The 20,436-nt window shown below is 63.6% G+C and carries 21 protein-coding genes; 18 read left to right on the forward strand and 3 right to left on the reverse strand.

Translation table 11 applies throughout. From position 1 onward, the window contains the following. Positions 1-11: 11 nt before the first annotated feature. The 9 genes from ACIQUI_RS25695 (at position 12) to ACIQUI_RS25735 (ending at position 8,580) form a co-directional block, all read left to right on the forward strand. A complete protein-coding gene (locus ACIQUI_RS25695) occupies positions 12-800 on the forward strand; it encodes a protein phosphatase CheZ (protein WP_391132657.1) in 789 nt (262 codons plus the stop codon). Positions 801-812: 12 nt separating this feature from the next. After that, a complete protein-coding gene (locus ACIQUI_RS25700) occupies positions 813-3,020 on the forward strand; it encodes a chemotaxis protein CheA (protein WP_403203440.1) in 2,208 nt (735 codons plus the stop codon). A 46-nt stretch (positions 3,021-3,066) separates the two neighbouring features. After that, positions 3,067-4,197: a chemotaxis response regulator protein-glutamate methylesterase gene (locus ACIQUI_RS25705; RefSeq protein ID WP_403203442.1), complete on the forward strand. Its 1,131-nt coding sequence runs from the start codon at positions 3,067-3,069 to the stop codon at positions 4,195-4,197. Continuing rightward, positions 4,197-4,937, forward strand: coding sequence for a flagellar motor protein (locus ACIQUI_RS25710; protein ID WP_403203444.1), 741 nt, complete (start codon positions 4,197-4,199; stop codon positions 4,935-4,937). Before ACIQUI_RS25705 ends, ACIQUI_RS25710 begins: the two co-directional genes overlap by 1 nt. Before the next feature lie 3 nt (positions 4,938-4,940). Further along, entirely contained in the window at positions 4,941-5,798 is an 858-nt protein-coding gene (motD, locus tag ACIQUI_RS25715) for a flagellar motor protein MotD (RefSeq protein WP_198750690.1), read from the forward strand. Positions 5,799-5,980: 182 nt separating this feature from the next. Continuing rightward, positions 5,981-6,769 (forward strand): ParA family protein, encoded by a 789-nt coding sequence (locus ACIQUI_RS25720; protein ID WP_403203447.1) that lies wholly within the window; start codon positions 5,981-5,983, stop codon positions 6,767-6,769. Next, complete coding sequence (locus tag ACIQUI_RS25725; protein ID WP_403203449.1) at positions 6,769-7,662, forward strand: CheW domain-containing protein; 894 nt, start codon at positions 6,769-6,771, stop codon at positions 7,660-7,662. The genes ACIQUI_RS25720 and ACIQUI_RS25725 overlap by 1 nt, the downstream gene beginning before the upstream one ends. 41 nt (positions 7,663-7,703) lie before the next feature. Continuing rightward, positions 7,704-8,183: a chemotaxis protein CheW gene (locus ACIQUI_RS25730; protein ID WP_003254393.1), complete on the forward strand. Its 480-nt coding sequence runs from the start codon at positions 7,704-7,706 to the stop codon at positions 8,181-8,183. Between the two features lies 1 nt (position 8,184). Next, a complete protein-coding gene (locus ACIQUI_RS25735; protein ID WP_234228944.1) occupies positions 8,185-8,580 on the forward strand; it encodes a DUF2802 domain-containing protein in 396 nt (131 codons plus the stop codon). A gap of 32 nt (positions 8,581-8,612) precedes the next feature. Here the strand turns inward: ACIQUI_RS25735 and ACIQUI_RS25740 are convergent, their stop codons facing one another. The 3 genes from ACIQUI_RS25740 to ACIQUI_RS25750 all read right to left on the reverse strand — a co-directional run bounded on the left by ACIQUI_RS25740 (position 8,613) and on the right by ACIQUI_RS25750 (position 13,250). Beyond that, complete coding sequence (locus tag ACIQUI_RS25740) at positions 8,613-11,291, reverse strand: dermonecrotic toxin domain-containing protein (protein WP_403203451.1); 2,679 nt, start codon at positions 11,289-11,291, stop codon at positions 8,613-8,615. A 73-nt stretch (positions 11,292-11,364) separates the two neighbouring features. Next, positions 11,365-11,697, reverse strand: a complete 333-nt coding sequence (locus ACIQUI_RS25745) for an EscU/YscU/HrcU family type III secretion system export apparatus switch protein (protein ID WP_403203453.1) — start codon at positions 11,695-11,697, stop codon at positions 11,365-11,367. Next, positions 11,694-13,250, reverse strand: coding sequence for a flagellar hook-length control protein FliK (locus tag ACIQUI_RS25750; protein ID WP_403203455.1), 1,557 nt, complete (start codon positions 13,248-13,250; stop codon positions 11,694-11,696). The genes ACIQUI_RS25745 and ACIQUI_RS25750 overlap by 4 nt, the downstream gene beginning before the upstream one ends. Before the next feature lie 264 nt (positions 13,251-13,514). Between ACIQUI_RS25750 and ccmA the strand changes: the two genes are divergently transcribed. The 9 genes from ccmA to ccmI are packed head-to-tail and all read left to right on the forward strand — an operon-like array spanning position 13,515 to position 20,428. Continuing rightward, a complete protein-coding gene (gene ccmA / locus ACIQUI_RS25755; protein ID WP_403203457.1) occupies positions 13,515-14,147 on the forward strand; it encodes a cytochrome c biogenesis heme-transporting ATPase CcmA in 633 nt (210 codons plus the stop codon). Then, the gene (gene ccmB / locus ACIQUI_RS25760) at positions 14,144-14,812 is read left to right on the forward strand and encodes a heme exporter protein CcmB (RefSeq protein ID WP_403203459.1); all 669 of its coding nucleotides are present in this window, start codon (positions 14,144-14,146) and stop codon (positions 14,810-14,812) included. Before ccmA ends, ccmB begins: the two co-directional genes overlap by 4 nt. 46 nt (positions 14,813-14,858) lie before the next feature. Further along, on the forward strand, positions 14,859-15,626 hold the full coding sequence (locus ACIQUI_RS25765) for a heme ABC transporter permease (protein ID WP_306580059.1): 768 nt from the start codon (positions 14,859-14,861) through the stop codon (positions 15,624-15,626). Continuing rightward, a complete protein-coding gene (gene ccmD, locus ACIQUI_RS25770) occupies positions 15,623-15,799 on the forward strand; it encodes a heme exporter protein CcmD (RefSeq protein WP_012273475.1) in 177 nt (58 codons plus the stop codon). The genes ACIQUI_RS25765 and ccmD overlap by 4 nt, the downstream gene beginning before the upstream one ends. After that, a complete protein-coding gene (gene ccmE, locus ACIQUI_RS25775) occupies positions 15,796-16,251 on the forward strand; it encodes a cytochrome c maturation protein CcmE (RefSeq protein WP_403203462.1) in 456 nt (151 codons plus the stop codon). The genes ccmD and ccmE overlap by 4 nt, the downstream gene beginning before the upstream one ends. Continuing rightward, positions 16,248-18,236 carry a heme lyase CcmF/NrfE family subunit gene (locus ACIQUI_RS25780; protein ID WP_403203464.1) on the forward strand — a complete coding sequence of 663 codons (1,989 nt, stop codon included), beginning with the start codon at positions 16,248-16,250 and terminating at the stop codon, positions 18,234-18,236. The genes ccmE and ACIQUI_RS25780 overlap by 4 nt, the downstream gene beginning before the upstream one ends. Next, positions 18,233-18,769, forward strand: a complete 537-nt coding sequence (locus ACIQUI_RS25785; RefSeq protein ID WP_403203467.1) for a DsbE family thiol:disulfide interchange protein — start codon at positions 18,233-18,235, stop codon at positions 18,767-18,769. The genes ACIQUI_RS25780 and ACIQUI_RS25785 overlap by 4 nt, the downstream gene beginning before the upstream one ends. Then, positions 18,766-19,242, forward strand: a complete 477-nt coding sequence (locus ACIQUI_RS25790) for a cytochrome c-type biogenesis protein (protein WP_403203469.1) — start codon at positions 18,766-18,768, stop codon at positions 19,240-19,242. The genes ACIQUI_RS25785 and ACIQUI_RS25790 overlap by 4 nt, the downstream gene beginning before the upstream one ends. Next, a complete protein-coding gene (gene ccmI / locus ACIQUI_RS25795; RefSeq protein WP_403203471.1) occupies positions 19,235-20,428 on the forward strand; it encodes a c-type cytochrome biogenesis protein CcmI in 1,194 nt (397 codons plus the stop codon). The genes ACIQUI_RS25790 and ccmI overlap by 8 nt, the downstream gene beginning before the upstream one ends. Positions 20,429-20,436 lie beyond the last annotated feature (8 nt).

Genomic DNA, 20,436 nt, shown 5'->3' on the forward strand with positions numbered 1-20,436 from the left:
GGGGGCGCGCCATGGATTCATCACAAACGTCTTTGGGCGAGTTCGAATCGACCCTGAAGAAACACGCCCAGGAGTTGGTCGAAAGCCTGGAGCGGGGCCGCTTCGGCGAGGCGGTGCAGCTGATTCACGAGCTGAACCAGACCCGCGACCGCGGCCTGTACCAGGAAGTCGGCAAGCTGACCCGTGAGCTGCACAGTGCCATCGTCAGCTTCCAGATCGACCCGACCATACCGCAGGCCGAGGAGGTGTCGCAGATTACCGACGCCACCGAGCGCCTGTCGTACGTGGTCAAGCTGACCGAAGGCGCGGCCAACCGCACCATGGACCTGGTCGAGGAAAGCACCCCGGTGCTCAACGACCTGGCCAGCGAAGCCAAGGCCTTGAGCACCGACTGGCAGCGCTTCATGCGCCGCGAAGTGGCTGCGCCGGAATTCCGTGACCTGGTCAAGCGCGTCGACAGTTTCCTGACGCATAGCGCCGAAGGTAACCGCAAGGTCGCCGGCCACCTCAACGACATCTTGCTGGCCCAGGACTATCAGGACCTGACCGGGCAGGTGATCAAGCGCGTCACCACCTTGGTGACCGAGGTGGAAAGCAACCTGCTCAAATTGGTGCTGATGGCCAGCCAGGTCGACCGCTTTGCCGGTATCCAGCATGACCACGATCAACTGCGCGCAGAAAAAGATGCAGAAAAACATCCGACTCGGGGTGAAGGTCCGCAGATTCATGCCGATAAGCGTGAAGACGTCGTGTCCGGTCAGGACGATGTCGATGATCTGCTGTCCAGCCTGGGTTTTTAAGGAGCACGTTTGATGAGCTTCGGCGCCGATGAAGAAATCCTCCAGGATTTCCTGGTAGAAGCCGGCGAAATTCTTGAGCAACTGTCCGAGCAACTGGTCGAGCTGGAAAGCCGGCCCGACGATGCCGACCTGCTCAATGCGATCTTTCGCGGTTTCCACACTGTAAAAGGGGGCGCCGGCTTCCTTCAGCTGAACGAGCTGGTGGAGTGCTGCCATATCGCCGAGAACGTGTTCGACATCCTGCGCAAAGGCGAGCGCCGGGTCGACGCGGAACTGATGGACGTGGTGCTTGAAGCACTGGATACGGTCAACAGCATGTTTGGCCAGGTGCGTGAGCGCGCCGAAGTCACCCCGGCAACCCCCGAACTGCTGGCGGCATTGTCGCGCCTGGCCGAACCGGGCAGCGCCGAAGCTGGTGCGCCTGAACCGGCTGCCGAGGCGCCCGCTGCGGCCCCGGCCGACGACCAGGACATCACCGACAGCGAATTCGAGCAACTGCTCGACTCGCTCGATGCGGTCAAGGCGCAAGCCGAAGTCGACGAGCAGATGCAAGGTGAAACCGTCAGCGGCCAAGGCGACGAAATCACCGACGCCGAGTTCGAGTCGCTGCTAGACCAGTTGCACGGCAAAGGCCAGTTCAGTGTCGAGGCAGCCGTACAACCGGTAGCCGCGCCGGTTGAACCGGTCAGCGACGAGATTACCGACGAAGAATTCGAATCACTGCTCGACCAGCTGCATGGCAAGGGCACCTTCCAGGCTGATGCCTTGCCCACTGCCAAGGCAGCGGAACCGGTCGTGGCCGACAACAGCGCCACCAGCGACGAAATCAGCGAGCATGAATTCGAGGCCCTGCTGGACCAGTTGCATGGCAAGGGCAAATTCGGCGGTGAAGTTGCCGCCGCCGAAGCGCCGGTTGCCGCGAAAGTGCAAACACCGGCGCAGGTCGTGGCCGCAAGCCAGCCTGCGGCGGCTGCGCCAGCGACCGTGAGCAAACCTGCGGCGGCACCCCGCGCGCCAGCCCCGGCTGCGGAAAAGCATGCCGTAAGCGAGGCGGAAACCACCGTGCGTGTAGACACCGCACGCCTGGACGAGATCATGAACATGGTCGGCGAACTGGTGCTGGTGCGTAACCGCCTGGTGCGCCTGGGCCTGAACAGCGGCGACGAGGCCATGTCCAAGGCCGTGTCCAACCTCGACGTGGTGACCGCCGACCTGCAGACGGCGGTGATGAAAACCCGCATGCAGCCGATCAAGAAAGTGTTCGGCCGCTTCCCGCGCCTGGTCCGCGACCTGGCCCGCCAGTTGAAGAAAGAGATCAACCTGGAGCTGGTCGGTGAAGAGACCGACCTGGACAAGAACCTGGTCGAGGCTTTGGCCGACCCGTTGGTGCACCTGGTGCGCAACGCTGTCGACCATGGCGTGGAAATGCCCGACGAGCGCGAAGCTTCCGGCAAGGCCCGCACCGGCCGCGTGGTGCTGTCGGCCGAGCAGGAAGGCGACCACATCCTGCTGTCGATCTCGGACGACGGCAAGGGCATGGACCCGAACATCCTGCGCGCCAAGGCCGTGGAAAAAGGCCTGATGGACAAGGATGCCGCTGATCGCCTGAGCGAGTCGGACTGCTACAACCTGATCTTCGCACCAGGCTTCTCGACCAAGACCGAGATTTCCGACGTGTCAGGCCGCGGCGTGGGCATGGACGTGGTGAAGACCAAGATCTCCCAGCTCAACGGCTCGATCAACATCTACTCGGCCAAGGGCCAGGGCTCGAAGATCGTCATCAAGGTGCCGCTGACCCTCGCGATCATGCCCACCCTGATGGTGATGCTGGGCAACCAGGCATTTGCCTTCCCGCTGGTCAACGTCAACGAGATCTTCCACCTCGACCTGTCGCGCACCAACGTGGTCGACGGCCAGGAAGTGGTGATCGTGCGCGACAAGGCGTTGCCGCTGTTCTACCTCAAGCGCTGGCTGGTACAGGGCCAGGTGCACGAAGAACAGCACGAGGGCCATGTGGTGATCCTGTCGGTCGGCACCCAGCGCATCGGCTTTGTCGTCGATCAACTGGTGGGCCAGGAAGAGGTGGTAATCAAGCCGCTGGGCAAGATGTTGCAGGGCACCCCGGGCATGTCCGGGGCCACCATCACCGGTGACGGGCGCATTGCGTTGATTCTCGACGTCCCGAGCATGCTCAAGCGTTACGCCGCGCGGCGTATTTGATTTCGGTGGCGCACCCTGGCGGGTTGCGCCGCCTAATGGAGTGTTTATGGCAGTCAAGGTCCTGGTGGTGGATGATTCCGGTTTCTTCCGCCGCCGCGTCTCGGAAATCCTCTCGGCGGATCCGACGATCCAGGTAGTGGGTACCGCGACCAACGGCAAGGAAGCAATCGACCAGGCGCTGGCGCTCAAGCCCGATGTCATCACCATGGACTATGAAATGCCCATGATGGACGGCATCACCGCGGTGCGGCACATCATGCAGCGCTGCCCTACGCCGGTATTGATGTTCTCCTCGCTGACCCATGAAGGCGCCCGTGTCACCCTCGACGCGCTGGATGCCGGCGCGGTGGATTACCTGCCGAAAAACTTCGAGGACATCTCGCGCAACCCTGACAAGGTCAAGCAGATGCTGTGCGAGAAGGTGCACACCATCTCCCGCAGCAACCGCCGCCTTGGCAGCTATGCCAGAACAGCGCCGGTCGCTGCGCCTGCGCCTGTCAGCAGCCCTGCGCCGACCAGCAGCCTGGCCAGCCCGACGCCGGCGCGGGCGGCGGCGCCTGCCCGCACAGTGGCCCCGGCCCCGGCGGCATCGCATTCGCCTGCCCCCAAGCGCAAACCCTACAAACTGGTGGCCATCGGCACCTCGACAGGCGGCCCGGTGGCCTTGCAACGGGTATTGACCCAGCTGCCGGCCAACTTCCCGGCGCCGATCGTGCTGATCCAGCACATGCCGGCGGCGTTCACCAAGGCCTTTGCCGAACGCCTCGACAAGCTGTGCCGCATCAGCGTGAAAGAGGCCGAGGACGGCGACATGCTGCGCCCTGGCCTGGCCCTGCTGGCCCCGGGTGGCAAGCAGATGATGATCGACGGCCGTGGCACGGTGAAGATCCTGCCCGGTGACGAGCGGCTGAACTACAAGCCGTGCGTGGACATCACCTTTGGTTCTGCGGCCAAGTCGTATGGCGACAAGGTGCTGTCGGTGGTGCTCACCGGCATGGGCGCCGATGGCCGCGAAGGCGCGCGCCTGCTCAAGCAGGGGGGCAGCACGGTGTGGGCCCAGGATGAAGCCAGCTGCGTGATCTATGGCATGCCCATGGCCATCGTCAAGGCCAACCTGGCCGACGCGGTGTACAGCCTGGATGAAATCGGCAAACACCTGGTGGAGGCGTGCGTCTGATGGACGTCCTCAGCCTGATTGGCCTGATCCTCGCCTTTGTCGCCATCGTCGGCGGCAATTTCCTTGAAGGCGGCCATGTTGGCGCGCTGGTCAACGGCCCGGCGGCGCTGATCGTGCTGGGCGGGACCCTGGCAGCGGCGTTGTTGCAGTCGCCGCTGTCGGCGTTCAAGCGGGCCTTGCAGATTCTGCGCTGGATCCTGTTCCCGCCACGGGTGGACCTGGCCGGTGGTATCGACCGCGTGGTGAACTGGAGCCTGACCGCACGCAAGGAGGGCCTGCTGGGCCTGGAAGGGGTGGCCGATACCGAGCCCGACCCGTATGCGCGCAAGGGCCTGCAACTGCTGGTGGACGGCGCCGAGCCGGAAGCCATTCGCAGTATCCTGGAAGTGGACTTCCTGACCCAGGAAAGCCGCGACATCCAGGCCGCCAAGGTGTTCGAAAGCATGGGCGGCTACGCGCCGACCATCGGCATCATCGGTGCCGTAATGGGCCTGATCCACGTGATGGGCAACCTTGCTGACCCGTCGCAGCTGGGCACCGGTATTGCCGTGGCCTTCGTTGCCACCATCTACGGCGTGGCCAGCGCCAACCTGATCCTGCTACCGGTCGCCAACAAGCTCAAGGCCATTGTCATGCGCCAGTCGCGCTACCGCGAAATGCTGCTCGAAGGCCTGCTGTCGATTGCCGAGGGTGAAAACCCGCGCTCGATCGAGCTGAAGCTGCAAGGCTTCATGGAGTAACCCATGCGTCGCCGTCGCCATACCGAGGAACACGAAAACCACGAACGCTGGCTGGTGTCGTACGCCGACTTCATTACCTTGCTGTTCGCCTTTTTCGTGGTGATGTACTCGATTTCCTCGATCAACGAGGGCAAGTACAAGGTCATTTCCCAGGCCTTGCTCGGGGTGTTCAACGACCCTGAGCGCAGCATGAAGCCGATTCCCATCGGTGATGAGCAGCCCTTGAGCGTGCGCCCGGCAGAACCGTTGGTGAAAGACAGTGAGCAGACCGAAGCCGGCCTGGCCGCAACCAACGTCGACCCGCTGAAAACCATCAGCGATGACGTGCGCGATGCCTTTGGCGACCTGATCAACAGCAACCAGATGACCGTGCGCGGCAACGAGCTGTGGATCGAGATCGAGCTGAACTCGTCGCTGTTGTTCGGCAGTGGTGATGCCATGCCCAGCGACAAGGCGTTTTCCATCATCGAGAAGGTGGCGAATATCCTCAAGCCGTTCGCCAACCCGGTGCATGTCGAGGGCTTTACTGACAACCTGCCGATCCGTACGGCGCAGTACCCCACCAACTGGGAGCTGTCATCGGCGCGGGCGGCGAGCATCGTGCGCCTGCTGGCCATGGAAGGGGTAAACCCGGCACGCATGGCGTCCGTGGGTTACGGCGAGTATCAGCCAGTGGCCAGCAACGACACTGCCGACGGCCGTGCGCGCAACCGCCGGGTGGTGTTGGTGATTTCCCGTAACCTGGAAGTGCGCCGCAGCCTGACCGGCTCGGGCAGCGCCAATGCCACCCCGGATGCCGCATTACGGCGGGCTGGCACACAAAGTGCACCGGCAACGCCAGCAACGGTGGCGGGGCAGTGATTCGTCAATTCTCCGGCACTGACACAAGCACAATTTTGAATGTGACGCCGTCCCCTGTGGGAGCGGGCGCGCCCGCGAAGCAAGCGACGCGGTGAATGGCACCGGCTTCGCCGGTGTTCGCGGGCATGCCCGCTCCCACAGGGACCGTGCAAGCTTTCAGATCAATAGATAGAGTTTGCTTGATGAGAGTCTGGGCAGTAGCCAATCAAAAAGGTGGCGTCGGCAAGACCACCACAACCATTGCCCTGGCTGGCCTGCTGGCCGAGGCCGGCAAGCGCGTGGTCGTCGTCGACCTCGACCCGCACGGTTCGATGACCAGCTATTTCGGGCACAATCCCGATGCCCTGGAGCACAGCTGCTACGACCTGTTCCTGAACAAGGGTGTAGTGCCCGAGGGCCTGCCCGGGCAGTTGCTGCTACCCACCAGTGACGAGCGTATTTCGCTGTTGCCGTCGAGTACCGCGCTGGCGGTGCTGGAGCGCCAGTCGCCGGGGCAGAATGGCCTGGGCCTGGTGATCGCCAAGAGCTTGGCGCAGCTGTGGCAGGATTTCGACTTTGCCCTGATCGACAGCCCGCCCTTGCTGGGTGTGCTGATGGTCAACGCCCTGGCGGCCAGCCAACAGCTGGTGATCCCGGTGCAAACAGAATTCCTGGCGGTGAAGGGCCTGGAGCGCATGGTCGGTACCTTGGCCATGGTCAACCGCTCGCGCAAGCAGGCGCTGCCGTACCAGATCGTGCCCACCCTGTTCGACCGCCGTACCCAGGCCTCGCTGGGCACGCTCAAGCAGTTGCGTGACAGCTATGGCCAGCAGGTGTGGCAAGGCTACATCCCGGTCGACACGCGCCTGCGCGATGCCAGCCGCAAGGGCGTCACGCCTTCGCAGTTCGACAGCAAGAGCCGCGGGCTGATTGCCTACCGGGCGCTGCTCAAGCACCTGCTGACCTACAAGACCGCAGTGCAGGTGGCCTGATGACCCAGATCCAGAAAACCGGCACCCGGCCGCAGCTGGCCCTGCAATCGTACCTCGACGGCCTGCTGCAGGAGGCTACGGAGGCCGAAGAACTGTTTGAAGCACCGGCAGCGGCCGATGAGTTCGCCGAGGCGGTGCGTGAAGAGCAGGCGCGTGATGCCGGCCAGTCGGCCAGGGCGGTAGCAGCCGAAACCGTTGCCAGCCCGGCGCCGCGGCCGTTTGCAGAACCCCGGCTGGCCGTGCTGCCCAGCGTCTTGCCAGTGGAAGCGCCAGTGGTCGCGGTGGTCGAGCAGCAGGTGGTGGCCGAAGCCGCCATTCCGGTGCTGGTCGAAGAACAAACCGTGGAGCCCGCAGTACCGCTGGTTGATGTGCACCTGCCGGCACCCAACCTGCCGGTACCCCCGGCCACCGTTGACGGGCGCCCGGTGTGGGCCGCCGAGCCGTTCGAATGCCTGCTGTTCGACGTCGCCGGCTTGACCCTGGCGGTGCCATTGGTGTGCCTGGGTTCGATCTACACCCTGGCCGGTCAGGAGCTGACGCCGCTGTTCGGCCAGCCCGACTGGTTTCTCGGCATCCTCACCTGCCAGGCCGGTAACCTCAAGGTGCTGGACACGGCGCGCTGGGTAATGCCCGACCGCTACCGCGATGATTTTCGCCAGGGCTTGAACTACGTGATATCCGTGCAGGGCTACGAATGGGGGCTGGCCGTGCATCAGGTCAGCCGTTCGCTGCGCCTGGACCCGTCTGAAATCAAATGGCGCAGCCAGCGCGGCCAGCGCCCGTGGCTGGCCGGTACGGTAATTGAACACATGTGTGCACTGCTCGACGTCGCCGCACTGGCCGAGCTGATCGCCAGCGGCGCGGTCAAGCAGATGCATGCCAAACAGAAATGACACCGAACACACCGCCATTGGCGGATTTTGAGGGTAGGGGAATGAAAAAGTCGTCTGCACAAGGTTCCGAAGATCCGATCCTGCAGTGGGTTACCTTCCGTCTGGACAACGAGTCCTACGGCATCAACGTAATGCAGGTGCAGGAAGTGCTGCGCTACACCGAGATTGCCCCGGTGCCGGGTGCGCCAAGCTACGTGCTGGGCATCATCAACCTGCGCGGCAACGTGGTGACGGTGATCGACACCCGCCAGCGCTTTGGCCTGATGCCGACCGAAGTCACCGACAACACCCGTATCGTCATCATCGAGGCCGACAAGCAAGTGGTTGGCATCCTGGTCGATAGCGTGGCCGAGGTGGTGTACCTGCGCCAGTCGGAAATCGAAACCGCGCCGAACGTGGGCAACGAAGAGTCGGCCAAGTTCATCCAGGGCGTGTGCAACAAGAATGGCGAACTGCTGATCCTGGTCGAGCTGGACAAGATGATGACCGAGGAAGAGTGGTCCGAGCTGGAGAATATCTGAGTTGATCCTACAGGTTGCTGTCATCTTCCTGGCGCTGGTGTGGGCGCTGAGCCTGTGGTTCTTTCTCAACTACAGCAAACGCCAGCGCGAGCTGGCCGCCCAGCAGGCCGAAGGCGATGCCCTGCGTGACCAGCGTATCAAGGACCTGGCCAAGCGCCTGGACGACTACCAGAACGGCACCGTGCGCATGGGCGAGGCCCTGCACGAACTGAGCCTGGTGGTGACGCCGCTGCCGGACAAGATCCAGCAGCTGGAGCAACGTGACCCCAACAACGTGACCTTCAGCCAGGCGGCCAAGCTGGTAGGCATGGGGGCCAGTGTGGCCGAATTGACCGAAAGCTGCGGCCTGACCCAGGCCGAGGCGGAGTTGATGAGCAAGCTGCACCGCAGCGGTTGATGAAACGGGCGACGCAAGTCGCCCGGTTTGTTTCAGGGCTTGCCCCACGAGTGGTAGTTACCGATATTCACTACGCTACCCAGCGCCTGGTCGATGTTGCGCGCCTGGGAGACAGGTATGGCCAGGTTTGCTGTGAGGGAGCGATAACCGGTTTCCGGGATTGACTCCAGCTTGCTCAGTTGCCGCAGGAACTGCAGCCTGGGCAGGTGCCGGGCAACCATGTCATTGAGCAGGCCCGGCCCGGTCATCCTGCTCAGTTCCCGGGCGTAGGCTTCGTAACCGTGGGTGCCTTCCAGCGGCCTGATGTCGTAGAACGACGGATTGCTGCGAAAGCGTGCGTTCATCTCTGCAGAAATCGCGCGCAGGGTCGGGTTGTTGGCATGGCTGCCGATCATGTTGCTGTTGTAGTCACAATGCATGCCCAGCAGTTCGTTGTTAGCCGGGCTGCCGAGGACCAGGCCATCGGGCGTGGTCTTCAAGGCTACCGAATAGATCATGGTGAAATTGTCGGGGTTGTCTTCGAAGCTGCGCAGCGTGCCGTCGACGTCCATGTAGATACCACCCTGCGCATCGAGTAGCGGGTAGCGCAGCACATCTGATGCAGACGCGAAGTTTGCCCCGTTGCTGTCCAGCGCCTGCCGGTACTGCTGGTAAGCCTCCGTTCGCTGGAAGTCAGCGTAGAAGGACTGCTCCTCCAGGGTTTTGACCCGAATGTTCGATGCCGCAGTCAGCTTCGCCCGGTTCTTCATGAACGCTTTGGGGTTGGCCTTCGACAGGTAGAATTCATAGGTAAAGCCCGTACCCTCAAGGCGTTTGGCGTTGTTGGCGATGTTCTCCACCAGCTCATCCGGGATGCTTTTGTTACCAACCCAGATGCTGAGGATCTTTTTCGGCAGCGGTGTTATTTGCGAACTGTCGACCAACGGTACGCTTAGTGGCAGTTGCAGGTCGACATCCAGATTACGCAGCGTGTACATGCGCATTGCATTGCTGGCTCCACGCGTGGCCGGGTTGACCGCGTACAGGTCGCGAGTGCCCGCGGTTACCTGATAGTAGTTGGGCAGTACTTCATTGGCGTCCTCTTTGAGGATGAAGGCATCGTTCTCAGTGTCGTAGAGTACTTCGACTTCGTTGCCGTCCTTGACCGCCAACAGCGGGTTGGTACCCGTTGCGCGGTTCAACGGACCTCTGGCTATGCGCGTTTCCTCCACGGGCCGCTCGGCTGGCACGAAGAACTCTGCCACTATCTCTTCAGGCAGCCGGGGAGGGCTGTTGGGGCTCAGCGGGTAGCCCCACTGTTCGTTCAGGCGCGTGGGTATGACGAAACGCGGGCTTTTGCCGGGGAACAGCATTCGCAGGCGCGTTGCTGGCGCCAAGGCCAGGGGCGCGGCATTGAGCAGGCCGAAGGCAATGTTGCCCGCGCCGGCGTCCTGCTCCTCGGCTGTCTTGCCGTTGATCGCCTGATCGAGCCCAAGGCCGAACTGCGCTAGCCCGCCAATGGCCAGCAGCGGTATGAGCTCGGGCACCACGATGGCCAGCGGCGCCAGCAGGTTGAGCGAGGTCACCAGGTAGCCACGCCAGCGTGCCTTGGCCACTTGCGCGTTTGTAGTGATCATGAACTCGGCGGCGGCATAGCTTTCATCGCGCTGTCGCTGGGTGATGGCTTCGAACAGGTCACCTTCAAGCGCATGGCTGTACTTTTCGGGTTTGTAGTTGACGTATTCCCTGGGGGGCCATGGGCCATCAACGGTGAAGCCTGAGCGGTTGGGCGAGCGAGTGTGAAATTTCGGATAGGTGCCGAGGCCGTCCAGTGCGTTATCCAGGCCACTGAAATCCAGGCCATCGGGGGTGTCGGCCACTTTGAAGTATTGGCGCAGCTGCTGGCGTTTTTCAGTGTCGCGGCATTGTTCTGCAAACCAGTCTTTCATGAGATTCATGGCATCGAATTCATGGAAGGGTGATGAGTTGCCAGGCAGGTACAGCAGTATCTGCTGCTGAGCCTCGTCAGCAATGTAGATGAGATTGGTGGCGGTGTAGCCATACACGTTCAGGGGCCTGACTTCCAGCCCATGGCTTTTTGGCATGAGCCCCGCCGCTTGCCAGGCCAGTTGGCGGCCGGCATCGCTCAACGAGCCTTCCTCGACCTGTTTGTTGCAGGCGGCGATGAAGCTTATTCGCAAAGACTGTGGATGCGTGTCCTTGGTCTTTTGCCAGTAATCGTCGAGCGAGGTGACGAAGTGCTTGTGAAAGTCCAGGTCCGAAATGAAGCGCTGCATTGCCTCGACATCGATCGACAGGTGAGTGGTGCTGTCGTAGCGCGGCGGGGTGGTCCTGCGGAACAGTCCGTTGAACACGTTGTAACTGATGGCGTCGTCCACGGCGCTTATGGATGGCAGACGATCGACGAGCGTTTTGTCGCTTGGCAAAGTGCCTGCCCAGTGCCCGGTGAACATTTCGGTTATCCAACTTTCGGACTCGCCTTGCCAGTTTGAAAGTACCGCCTGTGTGAGCGACACGCGCTGTTGGACGGCCATCTTGTCATACATGTAATGCAATGTGACGACGTCGACCTGGTCGGGGTCGACGTCGTGGTTTTGACTCAGCAACCATTTACCAATAGCGCAAGCCGCCTGCCGATCAGGCCGTGGGATTTGCTGCAGGTGGTGGCGGATGTACTTCACGCCTGCGTTGTTTACGAAAGTGGAGGCCATTGGAATCTACCTGTCCGGAGAAACGAGACACTACGGTAGCGGGCTAGAGTGCTTGAGCTGTCGTACAGGGTTACTACCTTGGCGGCAGGCCCAGCAGCTCTGGCGTTACATCACGCGGTTGTTCAGCAAAGTCGTTGAAACCCGGCGGGACTTTGCCACGCAACTGCCATGCAAACGCGATGATCTCGGCGATGGTCAGGTACAGCGCTTCGGGAATCTGTTCGCCCAGTTCCAGGCGTGCCAGCAGGCGCACCAGTTCGGCGTTCTCGTAGATGGGCACTTCGTGCTCACGGGCCAGGGCCAGGATGGCTTCGGCCAACGCATCGTCGCCCTTGGCGCTGAGGGTTGGAGCTTGCTGGCCATCGTAGGTCAGGGCAATGGCCTGGCGGGGAGGTGTGTGCGTCATGCGTTTTCGTCTACCCAGCGTTGTTCTACCCGCGTGCGCGGGCCTTGAGGGGGTGTGCCCGGGTGGCACTCCAGGTCGCCAACATCCAGGCCACGGTCCAGCAGGCGCTGGCGCAGGGCGCCGAGCTGGGTGTCGATCAGCCTTGCGGTTTGTTCGCGTTCTGCCCATAGCTGGCCGCTCAGGCGGCCTTGGCTGAATTGTGCCTGTACTTGCAGTGGGCCGAGCGGTGATAGGTCGAAGGCCAGTTCGATACGCCACAGGGCTTGCAGCGGGTCCTGTGCTTCATGCTGGCGGTCGGCTTGCTGTTGTGGGGTTTCTTCGCGTTGCAGCTTGACCTGCAGCGGGATGAAATCCTGGCCGTGGCGGATAGGCACTTCGGTTTGCCAGGTGGTTTGCAGGTTACCGTTTTCCAGGTTGCCGCTCTGTTGCAGGCTACTCATTGCGTGGCTCTGCAGGCGTGAAACGGCTGCGGCGGCCAGGCGCAGCAGCTGCTGCAAGTCGCCTTCGTCTTCGATCTCCTTGAGCAGGCGCGAAGGCAGCGGGAATGCCCCCGGTTGCGGCTTGGGGCTGACCCGCTCGAGCATGCCCAGGGCGCTGCGCGCCAGCGCCGGCATGGTCACGGCCAGGCTGGCGGGTGCCAGGTTGGCCGTGCCGGGTGTGGGGGCCGGGGCTTGGCTGATCAGGCGTAGCAGGTGTGCCTTCAGGTCGGTGGCGACGCTGGCGGGGAAGCCGCCCAGCAGTTTTGCTTCAAGGAAGGCCCCGCTGTTGTTCAGTGCCTGGGCCACCGACTTGGCGTCGCCCAGCTGACGGGCGTCCGGCAGGCCGCTCAGCAGGCGTTCGGCGCTGGCGCGCAGGTCACCATCCACCCCGGGGTCGCGAGTCAGCTGTTGCAGGGCGTTGAGCACGCCGGGCAGTGAGGCCTGGCGGTTTTGCTGGGTCAGCAGTTGCTGGGCAATGTTCAGTTGGTCCTGCCTGCCGCTCATTGGCACGAAGCGCAGTGACTGGTCGCCCTGCACCAAGGCACTGAGCAGGCTGCCAATGGCCAGTGGCCGCGGGCTGTCCACCGTCAGGGTGGCGCCAGCCTGGGCGCTGTTGAGCAGGCTGACCAGCGCCCGGTACACGCCCGGTTGGCCGGAAGGCTGGGGCAAGAGCTGGTTGGTGATGACCTTGCCTTGCAGCAGGGTACCGACCGGCACCTTGCTGGTGTCCAGGCGGGTGAGTGTGGCGAGCTGGCTGGTGCTGGCCTGTTGCAGCATGACCGCCAGGCGGTTGCTTTCGGTCTGGCTGACGGTGACCTGGCTACCTTGGGGCAGGGGCTGGCTGGCGCTGGCTTGCAGTTGGGTCTGGATGCCGTTGGCCTGCATCAGCCGCAGCACGAGCTGGAAGTCGCTGCCGACCTGGCGCAATGAAACCACCTCGGCCTGCGCGGTCTCGCCGGGTGCCATCAAGCCGGGCTGCGGTTGCGTCAGGCGCAGCAGTTCGCCGGTCATGCCCGCCTTCATGGCTTGGGTGTTGATCGCGGTTTGTGTGCCGAGACTATTGATTTCAGTCATGATTGTATACAACCTGTGGGGCCCGGCCTCTTGGCAGCGCGGTGGCGCGTGTAATAATGCCGACCGCCCGTCGTTGCCAGTATAACGGCAGCGCTGGGGGCGACTTGAGACACAAGGGCTTGAGATCGGTGTTGCCTGTTTCGCGGGCTCGCCCGCTCCCACAGGATTCTGCGCAGCTTCAAGCCTTGCGCCGTACCTGTGGGAGCGGGCGAGCCCGCGAAGCAGGCAACACCATCTCAAGCCCTACAAAGATAAGGCGAAACCGTGACCCTTCACCTCCAAGCCGCGGGCCTGGCCTGCGAGCGCGACTGGCGCCTGTTGTTCGAGCAGCTCGATTTCGAACTGGGCGCCGGCGACATGCTGCAGATCAGCGGCCCCAACGGCAGCGGCAAGACAAGCCTGCTGCGGTTGCTGGCCGGCTTGATGCAGCCGACCGCCGGGCAGATCCTGCTGGGTGGCAAACCGCTGGCCGAGCAGCGCCATGCCCTGGCCAGCATCCTGCTGTGGATCGGCCATGCCGCCGGCATCAAGGACCTGCTTACCGCCGAAGAAAACCTCACCTGGCTGTGCGCCCTGCACCAACCCGCCAGCCGCGAGGCGATCTGGGCGGCGCTGGCGGCCGTTGGCCTGCGCGGTTTCGAAGACGTACCCTGCCATACCCTGTCTGCCGGCCAGCAACGCCGCGTGGCGTTGGCGCGGCTGCACCTGGCCTGCCCGCCGTTGTGGATTCTGGACGAACCGTTCACCGCGTTGGACAAGCAAGGCGTCGCCCAACTGGAAGCGCACCTGGCAGCCCACTGCGAGCGGGGCGGCACGGTGGTGCTGACCACCCACCACACGCTGGAACGCAAGCCCTCCGGTTACCGTGAACTGAACCTGGGGCAATGGGCGGCATGAGCGTATTCATCCTGTTGTTGCGCCGCGAAGCGCGCCTGCTGTTCCGTCGCCCGGCCGAGCTTGCCAACCCGTTGGTGTTCTTTGCCATCGTGGTGGCGTTGTTTCCCTTGGCGGTTGGCCCGGAAAGCCAATTGTTGCAAACCTTGTCACCGGGCCTGGTCTGGGTCGCGGCATTGCTGGCGGTATTGTTGTCGCTGGACGGCCTGTTCCGCAGCGATTTCGAGGACGGCTCGCTGGAGCAATGGGTGCTGTCACCGCACCCGCTGGCGTTGCTGGTGCTGGCCAAGGTGCTGGCGCACTGGACCTTTTCCGGGCTGGCGCTGGTATTGTTGGCGCCGCTGCTGGCGCTGATGCTGGGGCTACCGGGCCATTGCCTGCCGGTGCTGCTCGGCTCGCTGTTGCTGGGCACGCCGGTATTGAGCCTGCTGGGCGCGGTGGGCGCGGCGCTGACAGTCGGTCTGAAGCGCGGTGGTTTGTTACTGGCGTTGCTGATTCTGCCGTTGTATATCCCTGTATTGATCCTGGGCAGTGGTGCGTTGCAAGCGGCGTTGCAAAATATGCCGGCAACCGGCCACCTGCTCTGGCTCGCCAGCCTCACGGCCCTGGCCGTGACCCTGGCACCTTTTGCGATAGCCGCCGGCCTGAAGATCAGCGTCGGCGAATAACGAGTCCCGGGCTCTCAAGCCCGGCAAATACCCTGGATGCACCCTGATGAAAATAAGCTGGACGTGGTTCCACAAACTGGGCTCCCCCAAATGGTTCTATGCCATCAGCGGCCGCATGCTGCCATGGCTGGCCGGCGCTGCGGCGCTCCTGCTGCTGGTCGGCATTACCTGGGGCCTGGCCTTCGCCCCCCAGGACTACCAGCAAGGCAACAGCTTCCGCATCATCTACATCCATGTGCCGGCGGCGATGCTGGCGCAGTCCTGCTACGTGCTGCTGGCCGTGGCCGGGGTGGTGGGGCTGGTGTGGAAGATGAAAATTGCCGACGTCGCCCTGCAATGCGCCGCGCCCATCGGCGCCTGGATGACCGCCGTGGCGCTGGTCACCGGGGCCATCTGGGGCAAGCCTACCTGGGGCAGCTGGTGGGTGTGGGATGCCCGCCTTACGTCCATGCTGATCCTGCTGTTCCTGTACTTCGGCATCATTGCGCTGGGCCAGGCAATCAGTAATCGTGACAGCGCAGCCAAGGCCTGCGCGGTGCTGGCGATTGTCGGCGTGGTGAACATTCCGATCATCAAGTACTCGGTGGAGTGGTGGAACACCCTGCACCAGGGCGCCACCTTCACCCTGACCGAAAAACCGGCGATGCCGGCCGAAATGTGGCTGCCGTTGCTGTGTACGGCGCTGGGTTTCTACTGCTTCTTCGGTGCCGTGCTGCTGTTGCGCATGCGCCTTGAAGTGCTCAAGCGCGAGGCGCGCGCGAGTTGGGTCAAGGACGAAGTGTTGAACAGCCTGGGGCGGAGGGCCGCACAATGAGCTTTGCCACCTTCGGTGACTTTCTCGCCATGGGCCACCATGGCCTGTACGTGTGGTCGGCCTACGGCATCTGCCTGGCCGTGCTGGCGCTGAATGTTGCCGCGCCGCTGCTGGCCCGCCGTCGCTACCTGCAAGAAGAGGCGCGCCGTTTGCGCCGGGAGAACAACCAGTGAATCCGCAGCGCAAGAAACGCCTGTTGCTCATCGTCGGCCTGCTGGTCGGCGTCGGGGTTGCCGTCGGCTTTGCCTTGAGCGCATTGCAGCAGAACATCAACCTGTTCTACACGCCCACCCAGATCGCCAACGGCGAAGCGCCGCTGGATACCCGCATCCGCGCCGGCGGCATGGTCGAGAAGGGCTCGGTGCAGCGCTCGTCCGACTCGCTGGATGTGCGCTTTGTGGTCACCGATTTCAACAAGTCGGTGCCGATCACCTACCGTGGCATCCTGCCCGACCTGTTCCGCGAAGGGCAGGGCATCGTCGCCCTGGGCAAGGTGAACGCCGAGGGCGTGGTGGTGGCTGATGAAGTACTGGCCAAGCACGACGAGAAGTACATGCCGCCCGAAGTCACCAAGGCCCTCAAGGAAAGCGGCCAGGCCGCCACGGGTGGGGAGGTCAGGCCATGAATGCGGCGCTGGTAATTCCTGAACTGGGCCAGCTGGCGATGATCCTGGCCATCTGCTTTGCCGCCGTGCAGGCCAGTGTGCCGCTGCTCGGCGCCTGGCGTGGCGACAGCCTGTGGATGAGCCTGGCACGGCCGGCAGCCTGGGGGCAGTTTGCCTTCCTGGCCTTTGCCTTTGCCTGCCTGACGCATGCTTTCATGACCGACAATTTCTCGGTCGCCTACGTGGCCAGCAACTCCAACAGCGCCTTGCCCTGGTACTACAAGTTCAGCGCCGTTTGGGGTGCCCACGAAGGCTCGTTGCTGCTGTGGGCACTGATATTGGGTGGCTGGACTTTCGCCGTGTCGGTGTTTTCGCGCCAACTGCCGCAGGTGATGCTGGCCCGTGTGCTGGCAGTGATGGGCATGATCAGCGTGGGCTTCCTGAGCTTCCTGATCATTACCTCCAACCCGTTCCAGCGCCTGTTGCCGCAGGTGCCCACCGATGGCCGTGACCTCAACCCGCTGTTGCAGGACTTTGGCCTGATCGTGCACCCGCCGATGCTGTACATGGGCTACGTGGGCTTCTCGGTGGCCTTCGCCTTTGCTATCGCCGCCTTGCTCGGCGGCCGCCTGGATGCCGCCTGGGCGCGCTGGTCGCGGCCGTGGACCATCGTTGCCTGGGCCTTCCTTGGCGTGGGCATCACCCTGGGCTCGTGGTGGGCCTACTACGAACTGGGCTGGGGCGGCTGGTGGTTCTGGGACCCGGTGGAAAACGCCTCGTTCATGCCCTGGCTGGTGGGCACGGCGCTGATCCACTCGCTGGCGGTGACCGAGAAGCGTGGCGTGTTCAAAAGCTGGACCGTGCTGCTGGCGATTGCCGCGTTCTCGCTGAGCCTGCTGGGTACCTTCCTGGTGCGCTCCGGCGTGCTGACGTCGGTTCACGCGTTTGCCGCCGACCCGTCGCGGGGCATCTTCATCCTGATCTTCCTGCTGTTCGTGGTCGGTGGCTCGCTCACCCTGTTCGCCCTGCGTGCGCCGGTGGTCAAGAGCCAGGTCGGCTTCGCCCTGTGGTCGCGTGAGACGCTGCTGCTGGCCAACAACCTGGTGCTGGTGGTGGCGGCCTCGATGATTCTGCTCGGCACGCTTTACCCGCTGGTACTCGACGCGCTGACCGGGGCCAAGCTGTCGGTCGGGCCACCGTACTTCGATGCGTTGTTCCTGCCGTTGATGGCGCTGCTGATGGTGGTGCTGAGCATTGGTGTGGTGGTGCGCTGGAAGGACACTCCGGGCAGGTGGCTGCTCAGCATGATGACTCCGGTGCTGATCGGCAGCGCCATCCTCGCGCCGCTGGCCGGCTTTATCGTCGACGACTTCGACTGGCCGACCCTGACCGCCTTCGCCCTGGCCGCCTGGGTGGTGCTCGCCGGGCTGCGCGACATCCTCGACAAGACCCGTCACAAAGGCCTGGTCAAGGGCCTGCCGGGCCTGGGCCGCAGCTACTGGGGCATGCAGTTGGCGCACCTCGGGCTGGCGGTGTGTGCGTTGGGCGTGGTGCTGTCGAGCAACAACAGCGCCGAACGCGACTTGCGCATGGCCCCGGGCGAAAGCGTGGAACTGGGCGGTTACCACTTCCTGTTCCAGGGCGCCAAACACTTTGAAGGGCCGAATTTCATCTCCGACAAGGGCACCGTGGTGGTCAGCCGCGATGGCCGTGAAGTGACCACGCTGCACCCGGAAAAGCGCCTGTACACCGTGCAGCAGTCGATGATGACCGAAGCCGGCATCGACGCCGGCTTTACCCGCGACCTCTACGTGGCCCTTGGTGAGCCGCTGGAGAATGGCGCATGGGCGGTGCGCGTGCACATCAAGCCTTATGTCCGCTGGATCTGGCTGGGCGGTCTGCTGACCGGCCTGGGCGGGTTGCTGGCGGCCCTCGACCGGCGCTACCGCGTCAAGGTCAAGACCCGGGTGCGTGAGGCCCTGGGCGTGTCTGGAGCAGCTGCATGAAGCGTTGGATCATGGTAGTCCCCCTGGCAGTGTTCCTGCTGGTGGCGGTGTTCCTCTACAAGGGGCTGTTCCTCAAGCCCGACGAGCTGCCCTCGGCAATGATCGGCAAACCCTTCCCGGTGTTTTCCCTGGCCTCGACCCAGGGCGACCGTACCCTGACCCAGGCCGACTTGCAGGGCCGCCCGGCGCTGGTCAACGTGTGGGCCACCTGGTGCCCGTCGTGCAAGGTCGAGCACCCTTACCTGAACCAACTGGCCCAGCAGGGGGTGGTGATCCATGGGGTCAACTACAAGGATGACAACGCTGCTGCGCAGAAGTGGCTGGCCGAGTTCCACAACCCCTACCAGCTGGACATTCGTGACGAGCAGGGCAACCTGGGCCTGGACCTGGGCGTGTATGGCGCGCCGGAAACCTTCCTGATCGACGCCAAGGGCATCATCCGCTACAAGCACGTGGGCATTGTCGACGCCACCGTATGGCGTGAGCAGCTGGCGCCGCTGTACCAGGGCCTGGTCGACGAGGCCAAGCCATGAAGCGCTGGCTGGCAGCCGCCGTGCTGGGCATGAGCCTGGCCGGCGTGGCCAAGGCGGCCATCGACACCTACCAGTTCCGCGACGACGCCGAGCGTGAGCGTTACCAGCAACTGACCAAGGAACTGCGCTGCCCCAAGTGCCAGAACCAGGACATCGCCGACTCCAACGCGCCGATTGCCGCCGACTTGCGTCGGGAGATTTTCCGCATGCTGGGCGAGGGCAAGAGCAACCAGCAGATCGTCGATTTCATGGTCGACCGGTATGGCGATTTCGTGCGCTACAAGCCAGCGCTCAGCGGGCGCACCTGGCTGTTGTGGTTCGGCCCGGGCATCCTGCTGGCGGGTGGTTTCGTGGTGCTGGCGGTGATCGTGCGCCGACGCCGCGGCACGGCTGTGCCGGGCGCTAATGAATTGTCTGCCGAAGAACGCGAGCGTCTCGCCAAACTGCTGGAAAAAGAACAGACCCATGATTGAATTCTGGCTTAGTGCGGGCCTGCTGCTGCTCGCTGCCCTCAGCTTTTTGCTGGTCCCGATCCTGCGTGGCCGCCGCCGTCAGCAGGAAGAAGACCGGACCGCGCTTAACGTTGCCCTGTACCAGGAGCGCATTGCCGAACTGGCTGGCCAGCAGGCCGCTGGTGTGCTGGATGACGCGCAGATGGCCAAGGGCCGCGATGAAGCTGCCCGCGAGCTGCTGGCCGATACCGAAGGTGCCGAACCCTTGCGCCAGGGCCATCTTGGCAAGGCCCTGCCATTGCTGGCGGCGGTGCTGGTACCGTTGATGGCCTTGGGGCTGTACCTGCATTTTGGTGCGGCAGACAAGGTGGCGTTGACCCAGGAGTTTGCCGAGGCGCCCAAGTCGATGGAAGAAATGACCGCGCGCCTGGAGCGTGTGGTGCAGGCCCAGCCGGATTCGGCCGAGGCCATGTACTTCCTGGGCCGGGCCTACATGGCCGAACAGCGCCCGGCTGATGCGGCACGTACCTTCGAGCGTGCCGTGACCCTGGCTGGGCGCCAGCCCGAGCTGCTGGGGCAATGGGCCCAGGCCCTGTACTTTGCCGCAAACAAACAGTGGAGCCCGCAGGTGCAGGCGCTGACTGACGAAGCCCTGAAAGCCGACCCCAACGAAGTGACCAGCCTGGGCCTGCGTGGCATTGCTGCCTTTGAAGGCGAGCGTTATCAGGAAGCCATCGACTACTGGAAGCGCCTGCTGGCGCAGTTGCCGGAAGGTGACGCATCGCGTGCTGCCCTGCAGGGTGGTATCGACCGCGCCGCCGAGCGCCTGGGGGGTGGTGTGGCAGAAGCTGCGCCCGCACCTGTGGCGGCGCGGCTGAAGGTGCGGGTGGAACTGGCGGCGGCGTTGAAGGACGAGGTCAAGCCGCAGGACACCGTGTTCATCTTTGCCCGTGCCAGCAATGGCCCGCCCATGCCGTTGGCGGCCAAGCGGGTGACGGTGGCGCAGTTGCCGATCGAGGTGGAGTTGTCGGACGCTGACGCCATGATGCCGCAGATGAAACTGTCGCAATTTGCCGAAGTCCAACTGGTTGCACGTGTATCGCGCGCTGGCCAGCCTACCCACGGCGAATGGATTGGCCAGGGGGCGCCACTGCCCACCGCCACCCAGGCTACCCAGCGCCTGACCATCGACAGCCCCGACCAGTAAGAGAACAA

Origin of the sequence: Pseudomonas sp. NPDC090592 (assembly GCF_044769185.1) — a bacterium.
In the GTDB taxonomy this organism is placed as follows: domain Bacteria; phylum Pseudomonadota; class Gammaproteobacteria; order Pseudomonadales; family Pseudomonadaceae; genus Aquipseudomonas.